The organism is Pseudomonas sp. NPDC087626 (assembly GCF_044743405.1).
In the GTDB taxonomy this organism is placed as follows: domain Bacteria; phylum Pseudomonadota; class Gammaproteobacteria; order Pseudomonadales; family Pseudomonadaceae; genus Aquipseudomonas.
In genome coordinates, this window is record NZ_JBIUWJ010000013.1 from 13,978 (window position 1) to 39,395 (window position 25,418).

Here is a 25,418-nt window from a genome sequence, read left to right on the forward strand (position 1 = left end):
GAGGTGCGCATGGCGATTCGACTGGTTCGGCACCGCCGTCCTGGCTGCCTGGTCGTGCTTGTTGTTATTGCGGTGTGTGGTTATTGCGAGAAACGGGCGCGCGAAGGCACGCCCGCCAGACTCGCGGGGGTAGAAATACCGGGTTGTGGTTTAGCTCAGCGTGCGTGTCGCAGCGCCGCCCGTTGCCGGCAAGCTGCGCCGAACGCCTGGAAAATCGTCAGGTACGCAGGGTTGTCCAGCACTTGCCATTCCGGGTGCCATTGCACGCCGAGGGCGAAGGCCTTGCTGTGCGCCACCGAGACCGCCTCGATCAAGCCGTCCGGCGCGATGGCCTCGGCACGCAGGCCTGGCGCCAACCGGTCGATACCCTGGCTATGAATCGAGTTGACCTGGAATGTCGCGGGCAGCTCCAGCGCCTCGAATACACCGCCCGGCTGCACGCTGACCGCGTGGGCCGGTGCGTATTGCACCGCCAGGTCCGGGTGATTTGCTTCGCGGTGATCGAGCATGCCCGGCAACTCATGCACCTTCTGGTGCAGGCTGCCGCCGAACGCGACGTTCATTTCCTGGAAGCCCCGGCAGATCCCGAGCACCGGAACGCCCGCCGCGATGGCAGCACGCAATAGAGGAAGGGTGGTGGCGTCCCGCGCCGGATCGTGATCCGTGCCGGGAGCGCTGGCCGGGCCTTGATAGTGCAAAGGCTCCACGTTCGATGGTGAGCCGGTCAGCAACAGACCGTCGAGTTGACCGAGCAGGTCGTCGATTTCAGTCAGGTTGCCCAGGGAAGGAATGACCACAGGCAGCCCCAGCGCCGCGACGCTGACAGCACGCAAGTACTTGTCACCGCTGACGTGGTAGGGGTGCAGGCCAATCTGTTTGACGCACGCAGTAACGCCGATCAATGGCTTGAATGCCATTTTTATCACCTCGAAGTTTCACACTTGAACGAGCTTTTCCAGAGCTTAGCCTCGTTGATTTTTTTTAACAACTCTCATGTAAATAATTCTAAACGGCTGGATCGCTGGAACTCAGATTGGCTGTGGGTTTGCGGGTGATTGTTGAGCGATGGCTGGCTGTGGTGACCAATAAAATCAACAAAAAAGCCTATTTGTCCGCTATTGACTTCACTTTGCCTTTCGGATTGACTGAGGTCCGAAAGTGCAGTGAACATAATAATTAACAGCTAATAGGTGCATCATGTCGGTCCCCCTGCGTACCGTTCAACTCAACGAAGCAAACGCATTCCTTAAGAAATATCCTGAGGTTTTGTACGTCGACCTTCTGATTGCGGATATGAACGGTGTGGTGCGCGGCAAGCGCATCGAGCGCACCAGTCTTCATAAGGTCTATGAGAAAGGCATCAACCTGCCGGCCTCGCTGTTCGCCCTCGACATCAATGGTTCCACGGTGGAAAGCACCGGCCTGGGCCTGGACATCGGCGACGCCGACCGCATCTGCTACCCGATTCCCGGCACCCTGAGCATCGAGCCGTGGCAGAAGCGCCCAACCGCGCAACTGCTGATGACCATGCACGAGATCGAAGGCCAGCCGTTCTTCGCTGACCCGCGTGAAGTGCTGGCCAACGTGGTGCGCAAGTTCGATGACCTCGGCCTGACCATTTGCGCGGCGTTTGAACTGGAGTTCTACCTGATCGACCAGGACAACGTGAACGGCCGTCCGCAGTCGCCACGCTCACCGGTTTCCGGCAAGCGCCCGGTATCGACCCAGGTTTACCTGATCGACGACCTCGACGAATACGTCGACTGCCTGCAGGACATCCTCGAAGGCGCGAAAGAGCAGGGCATCCCGGCCGATGCCATCGTCAAGGAAAGTGCCCCGGCGCAATTCGAAGTCAACCTGCATCACGTCAGCGACCCGATCAAGGCCTGCGACTATGCGGTCCTGCTCAAGCGCCTGGTGAAGAACATCGCCTACGACCATGAGATGGACACCACCTTCATGGCCAAGCCGTATCCGGGCCAGGCGGGCAACGGTCTGCACGTGCACATCTCGATCCTCGACAAGGCCGGCAACAACATCTTCGCCAGCGAGGATCCCGAGCAGAACGCCGCATTGCGTCACGCCATCGGCGGTGTGCTGGAGACCCTGCCCGCGCAGATGGCCTTCCTCTGCCCGAACGTCAACTCCTACCGCCGGTTCGGCGCACAGTTCTACGTGCCGAACTCGCCGAGCTGGGGTATCGACAACCGCACCGTGGCCGTGCGCGTGCCGACCGGTTCGCCGGATGCCGTGCGCATCGAACACCGCGTGGCCGGTGCCGACGCCAACCCGTACCTGCTGATGGCTTCGGTGCTGGCCGGTATTCACCACGGCCTGACCAACCAGATCGAGCCGGGTGCGCCGGTCGAAGGCAACAGCTACGAGCAGAACGAGCAGAGCCTGCCGAACAACCTGCGCGATGCCCTGCGTGAGCTGGACGACAGCGAAGTCATGGCCAAGTACATCGACCCGCTGTACATCGACGTGTTCGTGGCGTGCAAGGAAAGCGAGCTGGCCGAGTTCGAGAACTCCATCTCCGACCTTGAGTACAACTGGTACCTGCATACGGTCTGATGGTTGGTGTGCCTGTGGGAACGGGCTCGCCCGCGATATCGCAATCGCGGGCAAGCCCACTCCCACAGCGATTGCATTGCAAATCCTCAAGGGACTGGCATTCAGTCCGACCACAGCCTATTCCCCTGCGTCGAGTCACAACCATGACAAACACTCGCAGCGACTGGGAGCAACGCTTCCAGTCCTTAAGCATCGAAGGCCGCGCCTTCATCGATGGTCAATACCGTCCGGCACTCAGCGGCGCCACCTTCGAATGCATCAGCCCGGTTGACGGGCGCTTCCTGGCCAACGTCGCCAGCACCGATGAAGCCGATGCCAATGCCGCCGTGCTCGTCGCCCGCCAGGCGTTCGAATCCGGTATCTGGTGCAAGCTGGCCCCCGCTGAGCGCAAGCGCGTCCTGATCCGCTTCGCCGACCTGATCCTGGCGCACCAGGAAGAATTGGCGCTGCTGGAAACCCTGGACATGGGCAAGCCCATCAGCGACTCCATGGCCATCGACATTCCAGCGACCGCCAACGCGATCCGCTGGAGTGCCGAAGCCATCGACAAACTCTACGACGAAGTCGCCGCCACGCCCCACGATCAACTGGGCCTGGTGACCCGCGAAGCGTCCGGCGTGGTGGCGGCCATCGTGCCGTGGAACTTCCCGTTGATCATGGCCAGCTGGAAGTTCGCCCCGGCCCTGGCGGCAGGCAACTCGTTCATCCTCAAGCCGTCGGAAAAGTCCCCGCTGACGGCCATCCGCATCGCCCAACTAGCGCTAGAGGCTGGCATCCCCAAGGGCGTGTTCAACGTCCTGCCGGGTTACGGCCACACCGTCGGCAAGGCACTGGCGCTGCACATGGACGTCGACGTCCTGGCCTTCACCGGCTCGACCGCGGTTGCCAAGCAGTTGCTGATCTACGCCGGGCAAAGCAACCTCAAGCGCGTCTGGCTAGAAGCTGGCGGCAAGAGTCCGAACGTGGTGTTTGCCGATGCGCCGGATCTGCGCGCGGCGGCGCAGGCGGCGGCCAGTGCCATCGCCTTCAACCAGGGCGAAGTCTGCACCGCCGGCTCACGCCTGCTGGTGGAGCGCTCGATTCGCCAGCAGTTCATCCCGCTGCTGGTAGAGGCCCTGCAAGCCTGGCAACCCGGGCACGCGCTGGACCCGACAAGCCGGGTCGGCGCGGTGGTCGATCAACGTCAGTTGGACAACATCCTGCGCTACATCGCCATCGGCCGCGAGCAAGGTGCCGAGCTGATCGCCGGCGGCAACCGCACCCTCGAGGACAGCGGTGGCCAGTACGTGGAGCCGACGATTTTCGACGGTGTGAGCAACGCCATGACCATCGCCCGCGAAGAAATCTTCGGCCCAGTGTTGTCGCTGATCACCTTCGACACCGCAGAAGAAGCGTTGCAGATCGCCAACGACAGCATCTTCGGTTTGGCCGCCGGGGTCTGGACCCGCGACCTGAGCAAGGCCCACACCTTCGCCCGGGGCCTGCGCGCCGGCAGCGTGTGGGTCAACCAGTACGACGGCGGTGACATGACCGCGCCCTTCGGTGGGTTCAAGCAGTCGGGCAACGGTCGCGACAAGTCCCTGCACGCCTTCGACAAGTACACCGAGCTCAAAGCCACCTGGATCAAGCTCTGACCTATTAGACAGTCGCGGTGACAGGCCTTTGGCGTGTCACCGCGCGGGAACTCAATCATGCAAAAACATGTAAACAGCTACTACGCCGCCACCCGCAACGAGATCATCGACTTCCCGGTGCTCGAAGAGTTGGTGGAATGCGACGTCTGTGTGATCGGCGCCGGCTACACCGGCCTGTCCTCGGCGTTGTTCCTCAGCGAAGCGGGCTACAGCGTCACGGTGCTCGAAGCCGCCAAGGTCGGCTACGGCGCCAGCGGGCGCAACGGCGGGCAACTGGTCAATTCCTACAGCCGCGACGTCGATGTGATCGAGCAGCGCTACGGCGAAAAGACCGCCGAAGTGCTGGGCAGCATGATTTTCGAAGGCGCGGACATCATCCGCTCGCGGATCAAGCAATACGACATCCAGTGCGACTACAAGCCCGGTGGCATTTTCGCCGCGCTGAACAAGAAACAACTCAAGGGCCTGGCCGAACAGAAGAACGGTTGGGAGCGCTACGGCAACCACCACCTGCGGATGCTCGACGCGCAAGAGATCGCCAAGGAAGTCGGGACCCGCAACTATGTCGGTGGCCTGCTGGACATGCAGGGTGGCCACGTCCATCCGCTGAACCTGGCCCTGGGCGAAGCGGCTGCCATCCTCAGTCTTGGCGGAAAAATCTTCGAGCAGTCGGCAGCGGTGGAAATCACCTACGGCGAACCCATAGTCGTGCGCACGGCCAAGGGCGTGGTGCGCGCCAAGTACCTGTTGATCGCCGGCAACGCCTACCTGCCGCAAGACCTCGACAACCGCGTCACCCGCAAGAGCATGCCCTGCGGTTCGCAGATCGTGGTCACCGAGCCCCTGTCGGAAAAAGTCGCCAGGAGCCTGATCAGCAACAACTACTGCGTCGAAGACTGTAACTACCTGCTCGACTACTACCGCCTGACTGCCGACAACCGCCTGCTCTATGGTGGCGGTGTGGTCTACGGCGCGCGCGAACCGGACGACATCGAGCAACTGATCCGGCCGAAAATCCTCAAGACCTTCCCCCAGCTCAAGGACGTGAAGATCGACTACCGCTGGACCGGCAACTTCCTGCTGACCATGTCACGCATGCCACAATTTGGTCGCATCGAGAAAAACGCCTATTACATGCAGGGCTACAGCGGCCACGGGGTGACCTGTTCGCACCTGGCCGGCAAGCTGATCGCGGAAATGATCCGTGGCGACGCCGAGCGTTTCGACGCCTTCGCCTCCCTGCCACACATGCCGATGTTCGGTGGCCGCACCTTCCAGGCCCCACTGACCGCCATGGGCGCGGTGTACTACGCGATGCGTGACCGTTTCGGTATCTAGTCTGACGCTCGCCGACGGCCGTCTTGAGGAAGGTCGTCGGTTTTTTATCCGGCCTTTCTCCAAGCTGCTGAGCCGTGGGCGGAAAACGTGATTTAATAGCCGCCTTTCACGTCTTCGGGACAGAGGAACGGCGATTTTCGCGACACAAGTCGCCCGCCATCCCCCCACACTACCCTTAAGTTTTTCTCACATAAGGCTGTCATGGACACGGGCTCTCGACTCAAATTAGTACGCGAAAGCTACAAGCTGTCCCAGCGCGAGCTGGCCCGGCGTAGCGGCGTCACCAATGCCACCATCTCCCTGATCGAACAGAATCGGGTCAGTCCTTCCGTCAGCTCACTGAAAAAACTGCTGGAGGGCATCCCCATGTCCCTGGCGGACTTCTTCACCTTCGACCAGCCACCGCGCGAACACCAATACATCTTCCGCGCCAACGAACAGCCCGACCTCGGTCGCCACGGCCTGCGCCTGCTGCTGATCGGCGCCTCGGTGCCCAGCCGCCAGATGCGCCTGCTGCGCGAGCAATACGCACCGGGCGCCAGCTCGGGCGAAGAACCGATCGTGCATGCCGAAGGCGAGGAGTGCGGGTTGGTGACGCGGGGTACCGTGGAACTCACCGTGGATGGCCAGGTCAGCGTGTTGAACGCCGGGGATGGTTATTACTTTCCGACCACGCTGCCGCACCGGTTTCGCAACATCGGCGCGGACGAGGCGGAAATCATCAGTGCGAACACGCCCGCCAACTTTTGATCGCAAGGCGCTGAACATTGAACCAACACACCTTGTCCATGCGCCTGGAGCGCGTGGCGGCCCATGTGCCAGCCGGTGCGCGCCTGGCCGATATCGGCTCCGACCACGGCTACTTGCCGGTGGCATTGATGCGCCGTGGAGCCATCACGGCGGCGGTGGCCGGTGAACTGGCCGCGACACCGTTTCACTCGGCCCAGCGTACGGTGCGCGACAACGGCCTGCAGTCACGCATCAGCGTACGCCTGGCCAATGGCCTGGCGGCGCTCGAGGCGGCTGACGAGATTAGCGCGCTGACTATCTGCGGCATGGGCGGTGAGACCATCCGCGACATTCTCGAGCGTGGCAAGACTCGCCTCAGTGGCCAGGAGCGATTGATCCTGCAACCCAACGGCGGCGAGCAGCCGCTGCGGCAATGGCTGATGGACAATGGTTATTCCATCCTCTGCGAGGAAGTGCTGCGGGAGAATCGTTTCGACTACGAAATCATCGTTGCCGAGCGCACCGGCCCGGTGAGCTACAGCCCCGAGCAACTGTACTTCGGCCCCCTGCAGATGCAGGCACGCACCCCGGCATTCCTGCTCAAGTGGCAGCGCCTGCTGCGCCACAAGCAGCAGACCCTGGCCCACTTCACCCAGGCCGGCTCGGCGGTACCCGCGGAAAAAGTACAGGACATCACCCGCCAGGTGCGTTGGATCAACCAACTGCTGGCCTGAACGCGCGACAGCTGCAACGGGTTTGGTGGGTGTACGCAAAATCTGCAAGCCGGTAAAACCGCTGTGGGAGCGAGCGCCCGCTTGCGGCCTGCTCGCGATGGGGCCAGTACAACCAACATCGATGGTGCCTGACACACCGCCATCGCGAGCAGGTTCGCTCCCACTTAAGTTAAGTGGGTAATAGCGAGAGGGCGAGCTTACTGGCCTGGCGAAGGCGGGGTCTGCGTCAGCAGCGCCTGGGCCAGTTCTTCGTCCGTGGCATTGAGGCCAGGGTGGTCCTGGCGCATCTGCTTGAGCACGGATTCCAGGTAGGCGCCGCGGATGGTGCCGCCGCTGGCGACGAAACTGGAGAGGTCATCGCGGGCGGGGACGACGATCTTGTCGTCCTTGAAGGTCGAGTACAGCGACGCAGAGACCCCCGCTGAAGTGGCGACATCCTTGGCATCGACATCGGCCATGGCCGATCCGAAGGGCAGGCAGAGCGCAAGCGTTGGCACGAGCAGTAGACGGCGCATGGTGAGTCCTCCAAAAGCGTGAAGCCAAAGGGTGTGTCACATACCCATATGATGCGCGGTGCGGCTCAGGAGTTCCGCAGATCAAGCGAGGACCAGATGGCGATGTGGATTAAACGTGTCTGTTACCGGCGCTACGGGCGATAATGCCGGGCAATTCTCCGTTCACCTTGCCAAAGAGCGCTGCCCCCTGATGTTTGAGATCAAGCCGTGGAACCCCGAAACCTTTCGCCAGCAGACGCGCCGCAGCACCCTGATCATTGCCGTGCTGTTCATTGTGCTGGCGATGGCTTTGTCGACGCTGGCGGTGATGGTGCTGGGCGAGCCGGGTGGCGATAACTTTCGCTACAACCTCGGCGGGGTAATCGCGGCGGTGCTGGTCAGCGCGGCGCTGATGAAACTCAAGTTCTGGTCGCAACCCTGGATGGCCGCCGCCGTCTACGGCTGGCAGCTCAAGCGCAGCCTGATGCGCATCACCAACGTCATGCACCAGGTCACCGATGCGGTCGCCGCCGGCAACCCGAGCGCGATGAAGCTGCTGCGCTTTTACCACCTGGGGCTGGCGCAGATGCACGAGCTGGACGCCAACTCCAGCAGCCATGCGCAACTGGTGCGTGAAATGGACCAGCACAAAGCAGCCATGGAGGCGCTGGGGCTGGAGACCGAACAGACCCGCCTGCACCCCGAGTGGCTGACGGCGCTGAAAACCCAGGCCTGATCATTGCCTGCCTTTTTCCAGGACTTTCCCCTCGGAGCCCCGATTGATGTTTACCCTTAGCCACTTCGATACCCCGTGCTCCGAGCACGTGACCGACCAGATCCTGCAACTGGTGGTCGACAACCTGACCGACATCAGCAGCGTCGCCTTGCCACCGAGCAACCCGTTGTTCGCGATCTATCAATACGCAGTGGGCTACGAGGTCCACCTCTACCTGCAGGCCCTCGATGGCACCCAGGGCCTAAGCGTCGAATTGATCGTCGCGCTGGACGCCGAGGACCCCTCGAAGGTCGTCGGCTTTTTGCTGTACCTGCCGGTCAAGGATGATCCGCATGCCTGCGGCGTGGCCTTCATGGCCGTACACGCCAGCCATCGTCGCCATGGCATCGCCCGCGCCATGGTCCAGGACATGCTCGGCCGCTACCCGCATGCCGAACTGACCTGTGCCGTGGCCAAGGTGCCGTACTTCGAGGCAATGGGCTTGCAGGTCCTGGGCGTGCGCGGACCGCAGGTGCTGATGAACACCCACGACCGCGTGACAGACGGCCTGATCGCGGTACTGGATATCGCGCCTATCTACCGCTCCACCGAAGTGCGGCAGATCCACACCTACCTGCTGCAGAAGAATGGCAAGCGGGCGATGCTCGACGCGGAAAAACAGCGCGACCGCCATCTGGATCAACTGACGGCCAAGGCGCGGGTGTTTGTGCAGGGGCGGTTGGGTCACGACGCTGGCTAGCAAACCCCCTGTGCAGGTGCCAGCAAGCCAGCGCCTACACCGGACCCCGTTTGGCTTGCTCAAAAAAGAGCCTCAAAGCTCTTTGATGGGGAGAAAGTAGAGCCCCGAGGCTCAAGTTGTACGTAGAGCCAGTGGCAAGCTTGATTGGGGTTCAGAGCACTCGCCACTCACGCCGCTGCCGCAGAAAACAAGCAGTGGCGTAGTTTCATCGTAGGAAGGTGGCAGGGTGCACTCAAGTACCATTAGTCGCCTGTGGCAGACCGCTGGAGCGACGCGACCGAGGTATTTTTCATGGGCTCGTCACTTCGCGTCTATCCTGTGATTTCAACTGACAAGCGTCGCGCTGTGCTTGGCGAACTAAAGTGAATAACTGCCGTCATTCACTATCAATCAAGAATATGTAGCGTCTCTGCGAAGATGGGTTCCTTCCGGTTCCGAGGGTTCTTATGGCGCCCCACACGCGGCCAGGATGCTGGGCGGTGGTGGCAGTGGACAAGTGACTGCAATGGACACGAGAGTCAGGCGGGCCCGGCGCATTGATGCGCAAGACTTCTTCGTGCAGACCCTGGAGCAATGGGGCGATGCGGTAGTGGTCATCGACGACCAGAGCCGAGTGATGTTTTTTAATGCCGCTGCCGAACGGTTCTGGGGTTGTCCCCGACAGGACGTAGTGGGCAGTCACGTCGACAGCCTGTTTCCCGAAACCCTGCGCACGGCCGATGATCCCGGTTGCAGCCACGACCTGAGTATCCTGGGTAAGGATGGGCAGGCACGCTGGGGCGCGTTGTCCGTCTCCAGGATCACCCTGCAGGGCCGCACCCTCTATGCGGCCTTTCTCAAGGACATCACCCAGACCCGCCTCCAGGACATCGAACACCGCTTGCTGTCGCTGTCGGTCAATGCCACCCGCTCGGCCACCTGCATTGTCGACGCCGCTGCGCGCCTGCTCTACGTCAATGACGGCCTGGTGCAACTGCTCGGCTACAGCCGCGAAGAAGTTCTTGGGCTGTCGCCGCTGATGTTTTTTGTGCTCGACACCGAGGTCGATGTGCCGGTGCTACCTGAACTGGAGCGAATGTTCGGTGGCGAGCCCCATGAAGTCAGCGCCTTGATCAGCAAGCGCAATGGCCAACGGCTGTGGGTGCATGTGTCCTCGGCCCCGGTGTTCGATGCCCGGGGGCAGGTCGACAACACGGTGATCGTGCTCACCGACATCACCCGCTTCAAATTGCATGAGGTGCTGCAGGACAAGGTGGTCGGCGCGCTGCTCAAGGAAGAGTCGCTGGAAAACGTACTGGCCCTGATGTGCCAGGAAATCGAACGCATCGCCCCGGAAGTCATCGTCTCGATCCTCAGTGTCGATCCCAACGGCATCCTGCACCCACTGGCCAGCCCTGGCTTGCCAGTGGAGTACTCGCGGGCAATCGAAGGCCTGGCGATCGGGCCGATTGCCGGGTCCTGCGGCACGGCGGCTCACCGAGGCAAGCCGGTGCTGGTCACGGACATCAATAACGACCCGCTGTGGGCGGACTACAAGGAGCTGGCCGCGAAGGCGGGTTTGCGCGCGTGCTGGTCGATTCCGGTGCGCAACAGCTGCGGCCGCGTGGCCGCCACCTTCGCCCTGTATTTTCGCGAGTGCCGTGGGCCCGACACCCTGCATGCGCACCTGGTGACCGCCGGTACACACCTGTGCATGCTGGCGCTGGAGCGCGAGGAAGCGCGCCAGGCCATTCGCCGGATGGCGTATTACGATGGCTTGACCGGCTTGCCCAACCGCAACCTGCTGCTGGCCAAGGCGCAACGGACCATTGCCGAAGTGGCCAGGGAGCAGGCCGAACTGGCCGTGCTGTTTGTCGACCTGGATCGCTTCAAGCAGGTCAATGATGCCCTTGGCCATGCGGCCGGCGACGAACTGTTGCAAGTCATGGCCCAGCGCCTGAGCAGTGTGCTGCGTGAGTCGGACATCGTCGGGCGCTTGTCCGGGGATGAGTTCGTGCTGGTTTTGCCGCGACGCAACGCGACCCAGGTCACGCGGTTTCTTGAACGGCTCAAGCGCGTACTGAGTTTTCCGGCGCCCATTGCCGGGACCTCGGTGGTGTTGTCGGCCAGCATCGGCATCAGCCTGTTTCCCGGTGACGGCCAGGACATGGAAAGCTTGCTGCAGTGCGCCGACATTGCGATGTACCAGGCCAAGCGCGCCGAACGCGGCAGCTTCAGTTTTTTCCTCGAAGAGATGAACCGGATCGCCCAGAGTCGCCTGATTCTCGAGACCGCGCTGCGCATGGCCCTTGCTGGTGAGGGCCTGGAGCTGGAGTATCAACCGCAGATCAATCTGCACAGCGGGACCTTGGTGGGAGTGGAGGCGTTGGCGCGTTGGGATCATCCAACCCTGGGCATTATCTCGCCGGAGCGCTTCATCCCCCTGGCCGAGGAGTGCGGGCTGATCAATGAGCTGAGCCAGTGGGTGCTGCAAACCGCCTGCGGTCAGCTGGCGCAGTGGCGCGAGCAGGGCCTGACGGTGCCGTCGCTGTCGATCAACCTGTCGCCGATCAACTTTCACAATCTCAATCTGGCGGCGCAGATTACCCAGCAGTTGCAACGCTACGAATTGCAGGCGGCGGATTTGTGCGTGGAGGTCACGGAGGGGGTGTTGCTGTCCAACAGCCCCGGCACCGAGCAAACCTTGAAAGAGCTGCATGCCCTGGGGGTGCGCCTGGCCATCGATGACTTTGGCACCGGTTATTCCAGCCTGGGTTACTTGCGCCACCTGCCGATCAGTGAGCTGAAGCTGGACAAGAGTTTTGTCGATGACCTGGAGTGCGATGCCTCCTGCCGCGCCCTCAGCGAATCGGTGATTGGCATCGGCAGGGGCCTGTCCTTGCTGGTGGTGGCCGAAGGCATCGAGCACGCGGCCCAGCGCGACATCCTCAAGGCGCAAGGCTACGAGGTCGGGCAGGGCTACTTCTTCTCGGTACCGCTTCCGGCCGGGGCGTTCAGGCAATGGTTGCTGGCGTGCCAGGGCAGGGTGCCGCCCATGAGCCACGAGAGCCCGTTGGCGGCGCTGGAGTAAGCCCAGGGCTGCGCCTTTCAGTCCGCCAGGGTGAAGACCAACGCCTTCAAGCCGCTTTGCACATCGATATCCGGAAACTCCGGCGGGTTGTCCAGGCGTTCGACGAAACGCAGGCTCGGGGCTTCGCGGGTGACGCCGTCGATCAGGAAGTCGGCGCCGAAGGCCGGGTCGTTCATACAGGCCAGCACCGTGCCCTGCGGCGCGAGCAGTTCCGGCAGGCGACGCAACACCCGTTGATAGTCCTTGGTCAGCAGGAAGCTGCCTTTCTGGAACGACGGCGGATCGATGATCACCAGGTCGTAAGGTCCGTTATTGATCACCTTGCCCCAGGATTTGAACAGGTCGTGGCCGAGGAAGCTCACCTGGCTCAGGTCGTGGCCGTTCAGGCGGTGGTTGTCGCGCCCGCGACTCAGGGCGGCACGGGACATGTCGAGGTTGACCACATGCTCGGCGCCGCCCTCGATGGCCGCCACCGAGAAGCCGCAGGTGTAGGCGAACAGGTTCAACACCCGCTTGCCCTGGGCCTGGGCCTTGACCCAGTTGCGCCCGTAGCGCATGTCGAGGAACAAGCCGGCGTTCTGCTTTTTACCCAGGTCGATGCGATAGCGCAGGCCGCCTTCGGTCAGCGTCCACTCGTCGATTTCCGGCCCCAGCAGCCACTCGGTGGTGCTTTGTGGCAGATAGCGGTGTTGCAACAGCAGCGTGTGGGCCGCGCTCGCCTGCCACTGCGGCGTCTGGCTGATCTGCCGCAGCATCTGTTGCAAGGCCTGCAACTGCTGCGGTTCGGGTTCCTTGAACAGCGCGACCAGCACAATGCCCTGCAGCCAGTCCACGGTCAGTTGCTCCAGGCCCGGCCAGCAACGCCCGCGTCCGTGAAACAGGCGGCGGGTTTCTGCGGGTGGGGCTGCCAGGGCCGTCAACAGATGGTCGTGCAGGGTGGCGAGGGCTTCAGGGGTCATCGAGCAGGGGCCGGCAAGTCAAAGGGGCGGCATTTTATACATAAATGGGCTGCCGGGACTCGCAGCATTGGCCACAAATCCCGCCAGCGGCAGGGCTCAGAGTCCCAGGTGTTGCAAGGTCGCCTCGGCCGTCGCTGCCGATGACCCCGGGTTCTGCCCGGTGATCAGGTTGCCGTCGGCCACCACATACGACTGCCAGTCCTCGCCCTTGGAGTAGTGCGCGCCGTGGGCCTTGAGCATGTCCTCCACCAGGAACGGCACCACCTCGGTCAGGCCGACGGCCGCTTCCTCGGAATTGGTGAAGCCGGTCACCGACTTGCCTTTGACCAGCGGCTGCCCCTGGGCCTGGGTGTGGCGCAACACCCCTGGCGCATGGCACACCGCGGCCACCGGTTTGCCGGCGCCATACAGCGCTTCGATCAGGGCGATGGAGTCGCGGTCTTCGGCCAGGTCCCACAGCGGACCATGACCGCCCGGGTAGAACACCGCGTCAAAGTCGCTGGCCTTGATCTGGGCCAGCGGCTCGGTGTGGGCCAGCGCCTGGAAGGCCACCGGGTCCTCGCGAAAGCGCTGGGTAGCCTCGGTCTGTGCGTCGGGGGCGTCGCTCTTCGGGTCGAGCGGCGGTTGCCCGCCCTTGGGCGAGGCCAGGGTCACGTTGACCCCGGCGTCCTTGAACACGTAGTAGGGTGCGGCGAACTCTTCCAGCCAGAACCCGGTCTTCTCGCCGGTGTCGCCGAGCCGGTCGTGGGAAGTCAGTACCATCAGGATGTTCATCGTGACCTCTGATTGCCATTGATAAGCCCCCAGGCCAGCAAGCCCGGGACGTCTAACTATGGTCGCCAGCGCCAGGAATGCCAGCACTAAAGGACCAAGGGTCATGCGCGCATTTGCACAAGTGCCAGGGTGGATCAACACTGTAGCGATCGGCACGGAGCACTCATGAACGATAGCTACACCCGCACGGCGGTGTACCTGCACTGGTTGGTAGCGCTGGGACTGATCGGCACCTTTGCCCTGGGTCTCTACATGCCGGACCTGGCCCTGTCGCCGACCAAGCTCAAGCTTTATTCGTGGCACAAGTGGGCCGGGGTCAGCCTGTTCCTGCTGGTGCTGATCCGCCTCGGCTGGCGCCTGAGCCATGCCGCGCCACCGCTACCCGCCAGCGTGCCGGTGTTGTTGCGTCGAGTCTCGCGGCTGACCCACGGCCTGATGTATGGGCTGATGCTGATCATCCCCTTGAGCGGCTGGCTGATGAGTTCAGCCAAGGGTTTCCAGACTGCCTGGTTCGGCATCTTGCCCCTGCCGGACCTGCTGGCCAAGGACGAAGCCCTGGGCGAACGCTTGCTGACGCTGCATCAAAGCCTGAATTACGGCCTGCTGGCGCTGGTCCTGCTGCATACCGGTGCGGCGCTCAAGCATCACTTCATCGACCGCGATGACGTGCTGCGCCGCATGCTGGCGTTCCGCCAAAAAGCTGATCCCTGACTGCCGGCTGGAGCCTGTCATGAACCATCGAACAGCGACCGTCACCCTGGTGCTCGCCATGCTCGCGTGCGGCTCGTCGAGTGCGGCGCAGTACCGGCAAGTCAACCCGAGCGCCAGCCAGGTCAGCTTCACCTACAACCAGATGGGCGCCCGGGTCTACGGCACTTTCAGCCGGTTCGAGGCGACCATCGATTTCGACTCGACCAACCCCTCGGCGGCACATGCCGGGATCATCATCGAGCTGACCAGCATTGACGCCGGCAACCCCGACGCCAATAGCGAATTGCAAAAGCCCGGTTGGTTCGACACGGCGGTCTATCCCCAGGCCCGGTTCGAATCGCAAAGCGTCACCGCCCTGGGCGATAACCTGTACCAGGTTGACGGCCAACTGACGCTCAAGGGCCTGACCCGCGAGGTTGGCGCGCGGATCGCCCTGAAGCCGGAAAGCGGCATCGGTATTTTTGACGGCACCTTCATTCTCAAGCGTGGCGACTTCAATATTGGTGATGGCGAGTGGGCGGACTACGGTGTGGTCTCCAACGAAATCAGCATCCGTTTTCGGGTGGTGGCGCCCGAGCAATAAGTGTCGAGGTGGATGCTCTCGGTCGGCTGAGCAGCGCCTCACACCAGTACGCGCAAGGTCTCGAACAGTGCCCGGTCGGGTTTTTTCGCCGAGCGGGCGTGACGGCGGATCACCTGTAGCAGGCAGTCGGCAAAACACTGCGCAGCCTGGCTCAGCGAGCCATTGCGGCGGGTGACAATGCTCAGTTGACGTGGCTCGAATGGCTCCTTGAGGTCGAGCGCCACCAGGCGGCCGAGGAAGAACGGGGCGCTGCTCAGCAACGCCGGGCCCCAGGTGCACATGTCGGCGCGCTCCACCAGCATCTGCAGGATCGCCAGTGACTGGGCCCGCACGATGCGTTGTTCGGCAACCTGCGCGTGGTGGCGCCAGAACAGCTCGTGCATCAGGGCATCATGGCCATCGGGGGCGTAGTTGAGGGTCCAGTTCTGCTCCAGCAGGTCGTGGATCGAACGGGCGTCCTGGCACGGGTGACCTTGGCGGACCAGCACTGCGGTCTGGTAGTCGAGCAGGGGCTGACAGGCAAATTCGGGGCTTGCCTGGGTCGGGTGCAACTGGCCGATGGCAAAGTCCATGCTGCCATCGCGCAGCAGCGGTTGCGCCACCGCCATCAGGCTCTCGAACAGTTCCAGCTGGATGTCCGGCATCCGCTCACGAAAGGCCAGCACCACTTCCGGCAGGAAGGTCAGGGCGACCCACGGCGTGACGCCGACGCACAGTCGTCCGCGGTGCTGGCCGCGCAGCTCATCGAGTTCGGTTTGCGCACGCTCCAGTTGCTTGAGTACCAGCCGGGCGTGGGTCACCAGCACCTTGCCGTATTCGGTGAAGTTCAGGCCGCTGGCCGTCCTGACGAACAGCGGTAGCTGTTGCGCGCTTTCCAGTTCGCGCAGGGCCTTGGTCACGGCTGCCTGGGACAGGTTCAGCGCACGGGCGGCGGCGCGAATGCTGCCGGTCTCGGCGCTGCTGACCAGGGCTTGCAATTGATGCAGTTTCATCCGCTCACCGATGTGACAACCAAGGGTTGTCATCATAACCAAACTGCGCCTCCCCAGCCTACGCCAGGCTGCATAAGATCGATGCCAGCCACCCACCCTAGCCATTGAGGAGTAGCAGCATGCTGACGGGCCATGTCCTGCCGGGAATCGCCGCACTGCAGGAGGAAATGATCACCCTGCGCCAGCGCATCCACGCCCACCCGGAGCTGGGCTTCGAGGAGTTCACCACCAGCGCACTGGTTGCGCAGTGCCTGCGCCAATGGGGCTATGAGGTCAGCACCGGCGTCGGCAGGACCGGCGTGGTCGGTACCCTGCGCACGGGACCGGGTCGGGCCATCGGGCTGCGTGCCGACATGGACGCGCTGCCCATTGTGGAAACCACCGGGTTGCCGTACGCCAGTCGCAACCACGGCGTGATGCACGCCTGCGGCCACGACGGGCATACCGCCACGCTGCTTGCGGCGGCCAAGCACCTGGCGCAAACCCGCGCTTTCAGCGGCACTGTGCACCTGGTGTTCCAGCCAGCCGAAGAAGGCCTGGGCGGGGCGCGGGCGATGCTCGACGACGGGTTGCTCCAGCGTTTTGCCTGTGATGCGATCTTCGCCATGCACAACGTGCCTGGTCATCCTGCCGGGCACCTGGGTTTTTACAGCGGTGCGTTCATGGCCTCGGCCGATACGGTGACGATCAAGGTGATCGGGGTGGGCGGTCATGGCGCGGTACCGCACAAGGCGGTGGACCCGGTGCTGGTCTGTGCATCAATCGTGATGGCCTTGCAAAGCATTGTCTCGCGCAACGTCAATCCGCAGGACGTGGCGATTGTCTCGGTGGGCTCGATCCATGCCGGCACGGCGTCGAATGTGATCGCCGAATCTGCCGAAATGAGCCTGAGCGTGCGCGCGCTGACCCCCCAGGTACGGCAGTTGCTGGAACAGCGCATCACCGAGCTGGTGCACGGCCAGGCCGCGAGTTTTGGCGCACGGGCCGAGATCGACTATCAGCACTGTCACCCGGTGCTGATCAACGATGCCGGGCAAACCGCGTTCGCCCGTCAGGTCGCGCAGGACTGGCTGGGGGCGGAGCATTTGATCGAGGACCTGCGGCCCTTTACCGCCAGTGAAGACTTTGCCTTCATCCTCGAACAATGCCCCGGCAGTTACCTGGTGATCGGCAACGGCCCGGGTGAGGGCGGCTGTGTGTTGCACAACCCCGGCTATGACTTCAATGATGACTGCCTGCCCATCGGGGCGAGTTACTGGGTGAAGCTGGTCGAGGCCTTTTTACCTGTCGAGGCGGCGATTTCACGCCACAGCTGAGCCAACTCTGGAGCACAACAATAATGAACAAGATGATCGCAGCGATTTCCCTGACCCTGATCAGCGCCTCCGGCCTGACAGGCGCGGCGGACTGGTCGGGCAAAGTGTTGCGCCTGGGAGTTGATCCGAGCTATCCGCCACTGGAATACAAAAACCAGGATGGCAGCCTGACCGGCTTTGGCGTCGACATCGCCCAAGCACTGTGTGACGAGCTCAAGGCCCGGTGTGTGTGGGTGGAAAGCAGTTGGGACGGGATGATTCCTGGTTTGCTGGCGCGCAAATTCGACGCCATTGCTTCCTCGATGACGGTCACCGCCAAACGCCAGGAAATGATCGCCTTTACCGACAAGGTCTCCAACGCCCCGGCACGCCTGGTGATCAAGCGCGGGGCGAATCTGCAGCCAACCGTCGAGTCGCTCCAGGGCAAGCGTGTCGGCGTCGAGCAGGGCTCGACTCAGGAAGCGTTCGCCAAGGCGGTCTGGGGCTCGAAGGGCGTCGATGTGTTGTCCTACCAGAATCAGGATCAGGTCTACAACGATCTGGTGGTGGGCCGGCTCGATGCCTCGTTGCAAGGCTCGATCCAGGCCAGTTACGGCTTTCTCAATAAACCGCAGGGCCAGGGCTATGAGTTTTCCGGTGCCACCCTCGACAACCCGAAGTTCTTCGGTGTGGGCGACGGTATCGGCGTGCGCAAGGCCGACGTCGAGCTGCGCGAAGACCTGAACAAGGCACTGGCGACCATCCTGGCCAACGGCACCTATGGGCGGATCAACGACAAGTACTTCGATTTCGACGTCTACGGCGCGAAATAATCAGCCCGGGACTGGGTAACCCGCTGGCGCTGCCTGCGCCAGCGGCTACAGCGGTTGTTAGCTGATGACCCGGTAGCACGGCACGTACGCCGCGCCGCCGGGCAGTTTCATCCGGTGCTGGGCAACAAAGGCCTGCAGCAGTTTGTCCAGCGGTTGCATGATTGCCGCATCGCCATGGATCTCGTAAGGGCCATGTTCCTCGATCAAGCGAATACCCATGTCCTTGACGTTGCCGGCAACAATCCCGGAGAACGCCCGGCGCAGGTTGGCCGCCCGTTCATGGGCGGGCAGGTCGAGGCGCAGTTGCAGGCTGGCCATGTTTTCGTGGGTCGGGTCGAACGGACGCTGGAAACCCTCGTCGATCTTCAGCAGCCAGTTGAAGTGGAAGGCGTCGTTGCGCTCGCGGCGGAACTGCTTGACCGCCTTGAGCCCCTGGACCATCTGCCGGGCCACCTGGGCCGGGTCGTCGATGATGATCTCGTAGTGGTTTTGCGCTTCTTCGCCCAGGGTGGCGCCGACGAAGGCATGCAGTTGCTGGAAGTACGGCGCGGCACTGCGCGGGCCAGTGAGGATCACCGGGAAGGGCAGGTCGCGGTTGTCCGGGTGCATCAGGATCCCGAGCAGGTACAGGAACTCCTCGGCCGTGCCGGCGCCGCCGGGGAAAATGATGATGCCGTGGCCGACGCGGACGAAGGCTTCCAGGCGTTTCTCGATGTCCGGCAGGATCACCAGCTCGTTGACGATCGGATTCGGTGCCTCGGCGGCGATGATCCCAGGCTCCGTCAGGCCCAGGTAGCGGCCGTTGGTGATTCGCTGTTTGGCGTGGGAAATGGTTGCGCCCTTCATCGGGCCTTTCATCACGCCTGGTCCGCAACCGGTGCAGACGTCCAGGCTGCGCAGGCCCAGTTCGTGGCCGACTTTCTTGGTGTACTGGTATTCCTCGGTGCTGATGGAGTGACCGCCCCAGCACACGACGATCTTCGGCTCGACGCCGGGGCGCAGGGTGCGGGCGTTGCGCAGCAGGTGGAAGACGTAGTCGCTGATGCCCTGCGAAGTACTGAGGTCGATGCGCTGGCTGTCCAGCTCATTCTCGGTGTAGACGATGTCGCGCAGGGCGCTGAACAGCATCTCGCGGGTGCTGGCGATCATCTCGCCGTCGACGAAGGCATCGGCCGGGGCGTTCAGCAGTTCGAGGCGTACGCCACGGTCCTGCTGGTGAATGCGGATCTCGAAGTCGCGGTAGGCTTCGAGGATGGTCTTGGCGTTGTCGACATGGGCGCCGGTATTGAGGATGGCCAGGGCGCACTGGCGAAAGAGCGAGTAGATGCTGCCTGTACCCGCGGCGCTCAGTTGTTGTACTTCGCGTTGGGACAGTGTTTCCAGGCTGCCTTTTGGGCTCACCGACGCATTGATTACTTGTCTTGCTGTCATTCTGGATTCCCTGAGAACGATGGTCGCGAGCCCGACGGGCTCAATTACATCAGGATAGTCAGCGCCGAAGCGATCGTGCTGCCGTCATCTTCTAGGCGAGCGCCGTTGAATGCAAATATCCATGAGCAGTGGTGCACGTGATCGCAATTTGTCTGATAGCGCTGTCCCAGATTTCCCGCGCCTGACTAACAGTGGCTGCCTCTTTTCCTGCCACGAGACCCGCCATGGCCCGCCTGCACCTGGAGTTTCCCCACAATCCGTTTTTCTACGCCACCGCCCTGACCGTGCGGGTGACCGACGTCAACGCCGCCAACCACCTGGCCAATGACTCGATGATCTCGATGATCTCCGAAGCCCGGGCGCGGATGCTGTTCGAGTATGGCGTGAGTGAGGAGGGCATCATTGTCACGGACCTGGCGACGGTCTATCGCGCCGAGGCTCACGCCCGTGATCGCCTGCTGTTCGAAGTGGGGTTGATGGACCTCAACAAGTACGGGGGCGACATCATCTTTCGCATCACCCGGCCGGTCGATGGCACGCTGGTGGCGCTGGCCAAGTCGGGGTTTGTGTTCTTCGACTACGGCGCCGGCAAGGTGGCACCGATGCCGGCGGACTTCATCTCGCGGTTTCCCGAGGTCAACGTGCTGTTTGCCGCCATGCCTGCGCCGCACTGAAGCCGTCTCTACCCCTTCAGGGGTACCCCTTCGACGGGATTACGCCAGCCCTGGCTGGCGCCCCATACTCGGCCACAGCCTGAAAACGGGCTGCCTGGTCGGATAGCTCGAAGGACAACCCATGAAGATTGAACTAGTACAACTGGCCGGTCGCGATGGTGACACGGCGTACAACCTGCAACGCACGCTGCACACCATTGCCACCTGCGCCCCGGACACCGACTTGCTGGTGTTCCCCGAGACCCAATTGATGGGCTTTGCCAGCGCCGCGCAACTCGGCGAAGTGGCCGAGGCGGCCGATGGGCCCAGCGTTCAGGCGGTGCTGCAGGCCTTGCGCGAGCGGGATATGGCGGCGGTCGTAGGCATCGCCGAGCGTGATGGCGAGGATTTCTACAATACCTCGTTGCTGCTGACACCCCAGGGCATTGCCTTGCGCTACCGCAAGACCCACCTGTGGCCGTCGGAGCGTGGTGTGGTGCAACCCGGCGATCGTTTCGGCACGACCCTGTACAAGGGCGTGCGGGTCGGGCTGCTGATCTGCTACGACATCGAATTCCCGGAGCCGGCCCGTGCGCTGGCGCAACTGGGGGTCGACCTGATGCTGGTCTGCAACGCCAACATGGACCCCTTCGGCCCGGTGCACCGCACCGCGATCCTCGCCCGAGCCCAGGAAAACCAGGCGTTTGCGGTGCTGGTCAATCGTTGTGGGGCAGGCGATGGCGGCCTGGTCTTTGCGGGTGCCAGCTCGGTGGTCGATCCCTCGGGACGGCTGCTGTTCGAGGCCGGGCGCGAGGAATGTCGGCAGGTGGTGGAGCTGGATTTCAGCGAGCTGCAACGTTCACGCAAGGACTACGACTACCTCAAGGACCGGCGCCTGCCACTGGCCTGCCGGCAGATCGACCACGCCGATGGGCGCCGCGAACTGCTGATTGACTGAGTCTTTTGCATCAGCGCCGCAGACGGCGCGTTCCTTAACCTTTACCGGTAGCCGGCAGCGTGCGCATGCCGTTGTCCTGGAGTCTTGCGATGAAACCACTGTGCAGTCTGCAACTGGCCGCGGCCGCCGTGCTCAGCCTGGCAATAAGCGGCGTCAACGCCGCCGAGCCCAGCGTCTCGATCTACAACTGGTACGACTACATCGCTCCGGATGCGACCAAAAACTTTCAGCAGGAAACCGGGGTCGCCACGGTCTACGACGTGTTCGACAACGGCGATGTGATGCAGAGCAAGCTCATGGCCGGGCGCAGCGGGTATGACGTGGTGGTGGCCAGCAGCGAACTGCTGCCCAACCTGATCAAGGCCGGGGTACTCCAGGAACTGGACCGCAGCCAGTTGCCAAACCTGCCCCACCTGGACCCGGAGATCCTCGCCAAGGTCCAGCACAATGATCCGGGCAACCGCTACGCGGCACCCTACCTGTGGGGCACCACCGGGGTCGGCTACGATGCGGACCAGGTCAAGGCGCTGCTGGGCACCGACGCCCCGGTGGATTCCTGGGACCTGATCTTCAAACAGGAGAACATCGCCAAACTCAGCCAGTGCGGGGTGGCCATGCTCGATTCGCCCGGCGAGATCATCCCGATTGCACTGCATTACCTCGGGCTGCCCTACAACAGCCAGAACCCCGAGGACTACCGCAAGGCCGAGGCGCTGTTGCTGAAGATCCGGCCGTACATTCGTTACTTCGACTCTTCGCGGTTTATCTCGGACCTGGCCAATGGCAATGTCTGCGTAGTGCTCGGTTGGTCGGGTGGGGTGTATGACGCGCAACTGGCGTCGGCCAAGGCCGGCAATGGGCGCAACCTGGTGTACCGCATCCCCCGCGAGGGCGCGCCGGTCTGGGTCGAGAACCTGGTGCTGCTCAAAGACGCGCCGCACCCGCAACAGGGCCTGAGCTTCATCAACTACATGCTGCGCCCCGACGTGATCGCGGCAACCTCCAACTACCTCGGCTACCCGAATGCCAACAAGGACGCCACGGCGCTGGTGGAGCAGAAGGTGCGCGCCAATCCGGGTGTCTACCCGAGCCCGCAGACCATGGCCACCTTGTACCCGCTGGAACCCTTGCCGCTGAAGATGGAACGGGTGCGTACCCGGGTCTGGAGCAAGGTCAAGACGGGCAGTTGAGCCTCAGGCATCACGCAGCAGGTCGTTGGCGTTGAGCAGTTCGTAGGCGATTTGCGGATGGTTTTCCAGGCCCCGGCGAATCGCCGCCGGGATCGCTTGTCGGGTCTTGCGGCACAGCCCCGGTTGGTCGCGCAGGCGAATGCCGATGCCGCGCATGCTGCGCACCTCGTGGAAGCTGGGGCTGATTTCCACGCCGATGCCCAACTGCTCGAACATCCGTTGCTGCAGATGCTCCAGGTCGGCAAGGCTCTTGAGGTTCTCCAGGCGTTCGAGCAAGCGCTTTTCTTCCTGGCGGGTCAGGTGGAGGATGCGCGGGTCGGCGCCGGGCAGGTCGAGCAAGGCCTCACGCCCGCAATCGCAGGCGCCGGGTGGGCAGGGTTGGCGAATCGGCAATGAGGCTGTCATGGCTTGCAGCATAGCCAGATGCGCGTGCTTTTGCTTGTCCTGGCGGTGACCCGTTACCCCTTGTTGGCACTCAGGATACTGGCCACCTGGCGCGGCTGGCAGTTGAGGTAGGGCGAGGACTTCAGCCAGCGCTGGTCCGGGTACCAGGAAAACATGAACTGGCCATCCTTGAGTTTATCGATCACCTGGCGCGCCACCTGCGGGCGTACCGCCGGGCAACCCTGGCTGCGGCCGATCCGGCCCTGACGCTCACTCCACAATGGGTTCACGTAATCGGCGGCATGGATCACGATCGCGCGATCGCGGGCCAGGTCGTTGAAGCCCGGCTCCAGGCCGTCCATGCGCAACGAATAACCGTGGGCGCCCTGATAGCTTTCCTGGGTGCGGAACAGGCCCAGGCTCGACTGGTAGCTGCCCATGCGATTGGAGAATTGGGTGGCGAAGTTTTCCCCGGACATTTGCCCATGGGCCACCAGGTCGCGCAGCACCAGGGATTTTTTGCGCAGGTCGAATATCCACAGGCGGCGCGCGGTCGAAGGCTGGGAATAGTCGATCACTGCCAGGTGCTCGGCGCGCTGGGCACCGCTGCTGACCGCACATTGCATGGCGCTCAGGGCGCTTTTTAGTGCTTGGGGATTGAGTTCCGGGGCGGCGTGGGCGAGGCTGTTGTATAACGCCTGTTGTGAGGTATTGGCGGCGAACGCCGGAGTACAGATGGCGCCCAGGGTGATCAGTGCCAGGCCAAGCCGGCGCAAAAGGGTAAACATGCGAAGAGAGTCCTCAATGCTATTGTTGGCTCCCGACTTCCTGTCGTGCCCCTGGCAGGCCCATGTTGGGCTCGCCTGATTGCTTGCCGCACCTGCTGCAGAGGTCGACCGTCAAATCGTGACGGCCATGGATTGGAGTAAAGCAGTTGTTCAAAAAACACGCATCTTACTTGAGCCTTTGCCTGCTCGCTGTGCCATTGGTCGCGACTGCCCAGAACGAGTTGGCAGACCACCCCGGGCCGATGCAATTGGCCGTGACCCAGGTGCCGGTGGATTGCCCGGGCCTGAAGCTGCGTCCGGACGCCTCGGCGCAGGCATTGCTGCAGGCCTTCTACCAGCAGCACGACTATCTGCCGGTGTGGACCGACGAGGCCCGGGTCGCGGCCTTGCTGGCGCAGTTCCAGTTGCTGGTCGATGATGGCCTGGACCCCAATCGCTACAGCCTGCCGCCGGCGGATGCGGTCGGTGGCCTGTTGTGCACCGACATCGGCATCAGCCTGCGTTACCTGCAGGCCCTGCGTGAGTTGCATTACGGGCGCCTGCAGCAAAGCCGCTTCGAGCCACTGTGGCATGCGCAGCCGCCCGCGGATGATCGCACGGCCCAGTTGCTGGCGATTGCTGGCCCCGGCGTGCATGACCTGGGTGCCGCCTTCGAGGCCGCACGCCCGTCACTTGAGCAGTACCGCAGCTTGCGCCTGGTGTACGCGGCGCAGCGTCAACAGCCGTTACCGCACTGGCCGCAATTGCCCGCGGGCGCCTTGTTGCGCCCGGGCATGCAGGACCCCAGAGTCCCCGGGTTGGCCCAGCGCCTGGTCAGCGAGGGCTACCTGCCCAGCGTGCCGGCCCATGTCGGCAGCGACTACAGCGCGCAGTTGGCCAGCGCGGTGAAAAACTTCCAGCTCGACCACTCGCTGCAAGCCGATGGGGTCATCGGCGCCGGCACCCTGGCGGAGCTCAACATCAGCCCGGCACTGCGCCGTGAGCAACTGCGGATCAACCTCGAACGTTTTCGCTGGCTGGCGCAGGACATGGAACCCGACAGCCTGCTGGTGAACATTGCCGCGGCCCAGTTGACCCTGTTCCAGGGCGGGGTGCCGGTGTGGCAGACACGCACCCAGGTCGGCCGCGCCGAACGGCAAACCCCGTTGTTGAAATCCCGGGTCACGCGGCTGACCCTGAACCCGACCTGGACCGTACCGCCGACCATCATGCGCGAGGACAAGTTGCCGCAGATCCGCCGCGACCAGTCGTTCCTCAGCCGTCAGAACCTGCAGGTGCTGGACCGCAACGGCAATCCCCTGGCGGTGGACGAGATCGACTGGGACAACCCGGGCAATATCCTCCTGCGCCAGAGCGCCGGCCCGCGAAACCCCCTGGGGCAGATGGCGGTGCGTTTCCCCAATCCGTTCTCGGTGTATCTGCATGACACCCCGAGCCAGGCGTTGTTCGAGAAGGGCCCGCGGGCGTTCAGTTCAGGTTGCGTGCGGGTCGAGCATGCCTTGCAGTTACGCGACATGCTGCTCAGCCCGGCGGAGCGCTTGCGCACCAACGAATTGCTGGCCACCGGGCTGACGCATGAGTTCAGGCTGACGACACCGGTGCCGATCCTGCTGACGTACTGGACAGTACAGGCCGACAGCCACGGCCGTCTGTTGTACGCCCCGGACATCTACAGCCGCGACCCGGTGCTGTTGAACGCGCTGGGCGTGACCCTGTAGACAACCCAGGGACATTAACCCCACAAAGTCCTGGCTGTCCCCATGGTTGCAGCGCCCCGAGGACCGTAGGAGCAAGGCTTGCCCGCGATGGCGTCAGCGGG

General features: G+C 63.1%; 24 protein-coding genes. 16 read left to right on the top strand and 8 right to left on the bottom strand.

What is annotated here, in order from left to right; genetic code table 11:
• Nucleotides 1-155: 155 nt before the first annotated feature.
• Complete coding sequence (locus ACIOVD_RS13085; protein ID WP_401128091.1) at nucleotides 156-917, bottom strand: gamma-glutamyl-gamma-aminobutyrate hydrolase family protein; 762 nt, start codon at nucleotides 915-917, stop codon at nucleotides 156-158.
• A gap of 280 nt (nucleotides 918-1,197) precedes the next feature.
• Between ACIOVD_RS13085 and ACIOVD_RS13090 the strand changes: the two genes are divergently transcribed.
• The 5 genes from ACIOVD_RS13090 (at nucleotide 1,198) to ACIOVD_RS13110 (ending at nucleotide 7,009) form a co-directional block, all read left to right on the top strand.
• On the top strand, nucleotides 1,198-2,574 hold the full coding sequence (locus tag ACIOVD_RS13090; protein ID WP_095171042.1) for a glutamine synthetase family protein: 1,377 nt from the start codon (nucleotides 1,198-1,200) through the stop codon (nucleotides 2,572-2,574).
• Between the two features lie 143 nt (nucleotides 2,575-2,717).
• The gene (locus ACIOVD_RS13095; RefSeq protein ID WP_401128094.1) at nucleotides 2,718-4,208 is read left to right on the top strand and encodes an aldehyde dehydrogenase; all 1,491 of its coding nucleotides are present in this window, start codon (nucleotides 2,718-2,720) and stop codon (nucleotides 4,206-4,208) included.
• Between the two features lie 57 nt (nucleotides 4,209-4,265).
• Nucleotides 4,266-5,546: an FAD-binding oxidoreductase gene (locus ACIOVD_RS13100; RefSeq protein WP_177440708.1), complete on the top strand. Its 1,281-nt coding sequence runs from the start codon at nucleotides 4,266-4,268 to the stop codon at nucleotides 5,544-5,546.
• 201 nt (nucleotides 5,547-5,747) lie between these two features.
• Nucleotides 5,748-6,296: a cupin domain-containing protein gene (locus ACIOVD_RS13105; protein ID WP_027618083.1), complete on the top strand. Its 549-nt coding sequence runs from the start codon at nucleotides 5,748-5,750 to the stop codon at nucleotides 6,294-6,296.
• Nucleotides 6,297-6,313: 17 nt separating this feature from the next.
• Nucleotides 6,314-7,009: a tRNA (adenine(22)-N(1))-methyltransferase TrmK gene (locus tag ACIOVD_RS13110; protein WP_335929845.1), complete on the top strand. Its 696-nt coding sequence runs from the start codon at nucleotides 6,314-6,316 to the stop codon at nucleotides 7,007-7,009.
• A gap of 197 nt (nucleotides 7,010-7,206) precedes the next feature.
• Here ACIOVD_RS13110 and ACIOVD_RS13115 read toward each other — a convergent pair whose 3' ends face one another.
• Nucleotides 7,207-7,524 carry a DUF2388 domain-containing protein gene (locus ACIOVD_RS13115; RefSeq protein ID WP_095171038.1) on the bottom strand — a complete coding sequence of 106 codons (318 nt, stop codon included), beginning with the start codon at nucleotides 7,522-7,524 and terminating at the stop codon, nucleotides 7,207-7,209.
• A 190-nt stretch (nucleotides 7,525-7,714) separates the two neighbouring features.
• Between ACIOVD_RS13115 and ACIOVD_RS13120 the strand changes: the two genes are divergently transcribed.
• The 3 genes from ACIOVD_RS13120 (at nucleotide 7,715) to ACIOVD_RS13130 (ending at nucleotide 12,048) form a co-directional block, all read left to right on the top strand.
• Nucleotides 7,715-8,239 (top strand): DUF3087 domain-containing protein, encoded by a 525-nt coding sequence (locus ACIOVD_RS13120; protein ID WP_159994687.1) that lies wholly within the window; start codon nucleotides 7,715-7,717, stop codon nucleotides 8,237-8,239.
• A gap of 46 nt (nucleotides 8,240-8,285) precedes the next feature.
• Nucleotides 8,286-8,978: a GNAT family N-acetyltransferase gene (locus tag ACIOVD_RS13125; protein WP_401128101.1), complete on the top strand. Its 693-nt coding sequence runs from the start codon at nucleotides 8,286-8,288 to the stop codon at nucleotides 8,976-8,978.
• A gap of 505 nt (nucleotides 8,979-9,483) precedes the next feature.
• Nucleotides 9,484-12,048, top strand: a complete 2,565-nt coding sequence (locus ACIOVD_RS13130) for an EAL domain-containing protein (RefSeq protein WP_401128104.1) — start codon at nucleotides 9,484-9,486, stop codon at nucleotides 12,046-12,048.
• A 17-nt stretch (nucleotides 12,049-12,065) separates the two neighbouring features.
• Here the strand turns inward: ACIOVD_RS13130 and ACIOVD_RS13135 are convergent, their stop codons facing one another.
• Nucleotides 12,066-13,007 (bottom strand): class I SAM-dependent methyltransferase, encoded by a 942-nt coding sequence (locus ACIOVD_RS13135; RefSeq protein ID WP_095171029.1) that lies wholly within the window; start codon nucleotides 13,005-13,007, stop codon nucleotides 12,066-12,068.
• Between the two features lie 96 nt (nucleotides 13,008-13,103).
• A complete protein-coding gene (locus ACIOVD_RS13140; protein WP_095171027.1) occupies nucleotides 13,104-13,781 on the bottom strand; it encodes a type 1 glutamine amidotransferase domain-containing protein in 678 nt (225 codons plus the stop codon).
• Nucleotides 13,782-13,946: 165 nt separating this feature from the next.
• On the opposite strand from ACIOVD_RS13140, the gene ACIOVD_RS13145 reads away from it, so the two are divergent.
• A complete protein-coding gene (locus tag ACIOVD_RS13145) occupies nucleotides 13,947-14,492 on the top strand; it encodes a cytochrome b (RefSeq protein WP_095171025.1) in 546 nt (181 codons plus the stop codon).
• 19 nt (nucleotides 14,493-14,511) lie between these two features.
• Nucleotides 14,512-15,075: a YceI family protein gene (locus ACIOVD_RS13150; protein ID WP_401128108.1), complete on the top strand. Its 564-nt coding sequence runs from the start codon at nucleotides 14,512-14,514 to the stop codon at nucleotides 15,073-15,075.
• Between the two features lie 38 nt (nucleotides 15,076-15,113).
• Here the strand turns inward: ACIOVD_RS13150 and ACIOVD_RS13155 are convergent, their stop codons facing one another.
• A complete protein-coding gene (locus ACIOVD_RS13155) occupies nucleotides 15,114-16,067 on the bottom strand; it encodes a LysR substrate-binding domain-containing protein (protein ID WP_401128111.1) in 954 nt (317 codons plus the stop codon).
• A 119-nt stretch (nucleotides 16,068-16,186) separates the two neighbouring features.
• Here ACIOVD_RS13155 and ACIOVD_RS13160 point away from each other — a divergent pair, with 119 nt between their 5' ends.
• Together ACIOVD_RS13160 and ACIOVD_RS13165 are read left to right on the top strand one after the other, a co-directional pair.
• A complete protein-coding gene (locus tag ACIOVD_RS13160) occupies nucleotides 16,187-17,383 on the top strand; it encodes a M20 aminoacylase family protein (RefSeq protein ID WP_095171019.1) in 1,197 nt (398 codons plus the stop codon).
• A 23-nt stretch (nucleotides 17,384-17,406) separates the two neighbouring features.
• Complete coding sequence (locus tag ACIOVD_RS13165; RefSeq protein ID WP_401128115.1) at nucleotides 17,407-18,195, top strand: ABC transporter substrate-binding protein; 789 nt, start codon at nucleotides 17,407-17,409, stop codon at nucleotides 18,193-18,195.
• 57 nt (nucleotides 18,196-18,252) lie between these two features.
• Here ACIOVD_RS13165 and ppnN read toward each other — a convergent pair whose 3' ends face one another.
• Nucleotides 18,253-19,626 carry a nucleotide 5'-monophosphate nucleosidase PpnN gene (ppnN, locus tag ACIOVD_RS13170; protein WP_320334074.1) on the bottom strand — a complete coding sequence of 458 codons (1,374 nt, stop codon included), beginning with the start codon at nucleotides 19,624-19,626 and terminating at the stop codon, nucleotides 18,253-18,255.
• 224 nt (nucleotides 19,627-19,850) lie between these two features.
• On the opposite strand from ppnN, the gene ACIOVD_RS13175 reads away from it, so the two are divergent.
• The 3 genes from ACIOVD_RS13175 to ACIOVD_RS13185 all read left to right on the top strand — a co-directional run bounded on the left by ACIOVD_RS13175 (nucleotide 19,851) and on the right by ACIOVD_RS13185 (nucleotide 22,427).
• The gene (locus tag ACIOVD_RS13175) at nucleotides 19,851-20,300 is read left to right on the top strand and encodes a thioesterase family protein (RefSeq protein ID WP_095171012.1); all 450 of its coding nucleotides are present in this window, start codon (nucleotides 19,851-19,853) and stop codon (nucleotides 20,298-20,300) included.
• A 121-nt stretch (nucleotides 20,301-20,421) separates the two neighbouring features.
• Nucleotides 20,422-21,237, top strand: coding sequence for a carbon-nitrogen hydrolase family protein (locus tag ACIOVD_RS13180; RefSeq protein WP_401128119.1), 816 nt, complete (start codon nucleotides 20,422-20,424; stop codon nucleotides 21,235-21,237).
• A gap of 89 nt (nucleotides 21,238-21,326) precedes the next feature.
• Nucleotides 21,327-22,427 (top strand): polyamine ABC transporter substrate-binding protein, encoded by a 1,101-nt coding sequence (locus ACIOVD_RS13185; protein WP_401128122.1) that lies wholly within the window; start codon nucleotides 21,327-21,329, stop codon nucleotides 22,425-22,427.
• Between the two features lie 3 nt (nucleotides 22,428-22,430).
• Here ACIOVD_RS13185 and ACIOVD_RS13190 read toward each other — a convergent pair whose 3' ends face one another.
• Nucleotides 22,431-22,832 carry a hypothetical protein gene (locus tag ACIOVD_RS13190; protein ID WP_095171073.1) on the bottom strand — a complete coding sequence of 134 codons (402 nt, stop codon included), beginning with the start codon at nucleotides 22,830-22,832 and terminating at the stop codon, nucleotides 22,431-22,433.
• 53 nt (nucleotides 22,833-22,885) lie between these two features.
• A complete protein-coding gene (locus ACIOVD_RS13195; RefSeq protein ID WP_095171006.1) occupies nucleotides 22,886-23,599 on the bottom strand; it encodes a murein L,D-transpeptidase catalytic domain family protein in 714 nt (237 codons plus the stop codon).
• 146 nt (nucleotides 23,600-23,745) lie between these two features.
• Between ACIOVD_RS13195 and ACIOVD_RS13200 the strand changes: the two genes are divergently transcribed.
• Entirely contained in the window at nucleotides 23,746-25,317 is a 1,572-nt protein-coding gene (locus ACIOVD_RS13200) for a murein L,D-transpeptidase (protein ID WP_401128126.1), read from the top strand.
• Nucleotides 25,318-25,418: the final 101 nt, after the last annotated feature.

What these genes read in the sequence shown, in the direction of transcription:
- ACIOVD_RS13085 (WP_401128091.1), bottom strand. Translation starts at nt 917, where the DNA reads ATGGCATTCAAGCCATTGATCGGCGTTACTGCGTGCGTCAAACAGATT.
- ACIOVD_RS13090 (WP_095171042.1), top strand. Translation starts at nt 1,198, where the DNA reads ATGTCGGTCCCCCTGCGTACCGTTCAACTCAACGAAGCAAACGCATTC.
- ACIOVD_RS13095 (WP_401128094.1), top strand. Translation starts at nt 2,718, where the DNA reads ATGACAAACACTCGCAGCGACTGGGAGCAACGCTTCCAGTCCTTAAGC.
- ACIOVD_RS13100 (WP_177440708.1), top strand. Translation starts at nt 4,266, where the DNA reads ATGCAAAAACATGTAAACAGCTACTACGCCGCCACCCGCAACGAGATC.
- ACIOVD_RS13105 (WP_027618083.1), top strand. Translation starts at nt 5,748, where the DNA reads ATGGACACGGGCTCTCGACTCAAATTAGTACGCGAAAGCTACAAGCTG.
- ACIOVD_RS13115 (WP_095171038.1), bottom strand. Translation starts at nt 7,524, where the DNA reads ATGCGCCGTCTACTGCTCGTGCCAACGCTTGCGCTCTGCCTGCCCTTC.
- ACIOVD_RS13120 (WP_159994687.1), top strand. Translation starts at nt 7,715, where the DNA reads ATGTTTGAGATCAAGCCGTGGAACCCCGAAACCTTTCGCCAGCAGACG.
- ACIOVD_RS13125 (WP_401128101.1), top strand. Translation starts at nt 8,286, where the DNA reads ATGTTTACCCTTAGCCACTTCGATACCCCGTGCTCCGAGCACGTGACC.
- ACIOVD_RS13130 (WP_401128104.1), top strand. Translation starts at nt 9,484, where the DNA reads ATGGACACGAGAGTCAGGCGGGCCCGGCGCATTGATGCGCAAGACTTC.
- ACIOVD_RS13135 (WP_095171029.1), bottom strand. Translation starts at nt 13,007, where the DNA reads ATGACCCCTGAAGCCCTCGCCACCCTGCACGACCATCTGTTGACGGCC.
- ACIOVD_RS13140 (WP_095171027.1), bottom strand. Translation starts at nt 13,781, where the DNA reads ATGAACATCCTGATGGTACTGACTTCCCACGACCGGCTCGGCGACACC.
- ACIOVD_RS13145 (WP_095171025.1), top strand. Translation starts at nt 13,947, where the DNA reads ATGAACGATAGCTACACCCGCACGGCGGTGTACCTGCACTGGTTGGTA.
- ACIOVD_RS13150 (WP_401128108.1), top strand. Translation starts at nt 14,512, where the DNA reads ATGAACCATCGAACAGCGACCGTCACCCTGGTGCTCGCCATGCTCGCG.
- ACIOVD_RS13155 (WP_401128111.1), bottom strand. Translation starts at nt 16,067, where the DNA reads ATGAAACTGCATCAATTGCAAGCCCTGGTCAGCAGCGCCGAGACCGGC.
- ACIOVD_RS13160 (WP_095171019.1), top strand. Translation starts at nt 16,187, where the DNA reads ATGCTGACGGGCCATGTCCTGCCGGGAATCGCCGCACTGCAGGAGGAA.
- ACIOVD_RS13165 (WP_401128115.1), top strand. Translation starts at nt 17,407, where the DNA reads ATGAACAAGATGATCGCAGCGATTTCCCTGACCCTGATCAGCGCCTCC.
- ppnN (WP_320334074.1), bottom strand. Translation starts at nt 19,626, where the DNA reads ATGACAGCAAGACAAGTAATCAATGCGTCGGTGAGCCCAAAAGGCAGC.
- ACIOVD_RS13175 (WP_095171012.1), top strand. Translation starts at nt 19,851, where the DNA reads ATGGCCCGCCTGCACCTGGAGTTTCCCCACAATCCGTTTTTCTACGCC.
- ACIOVD_RS13180 (WP_401128119.1), top strand. Translation starts at nt 20,422, where the DNA reads ATGAAGATTGAACTAGTACAACTGGCCGGTCGCGATGGTGACACGGCG.
- ACIOVD_RS13185 (WP_401128122.1), top strand. Translation starts at nt 21,327, where the DNA reads ATGAAACCACTGTGCAGTCTGCAACTGGCCGCGGCCGCCGTGCTCAGC.
- ACIOVD_RS13190 (WP_095171073.1), bottom strand. Translation starts at nt 22,832, where the DNA reads ATGACAGCCTCATTGCCGATTCGCCAACCCTGCCCACCCGGCGCCTGC.
- ACIOVD_RS13195 (WP_095171006.1), bottom strand. Translation starts at nt 23,599, where the DNA reads ATGTTTACCCTTTTGCGCCGGCTTGGCCTGGCACTGATCACCCTGGGC.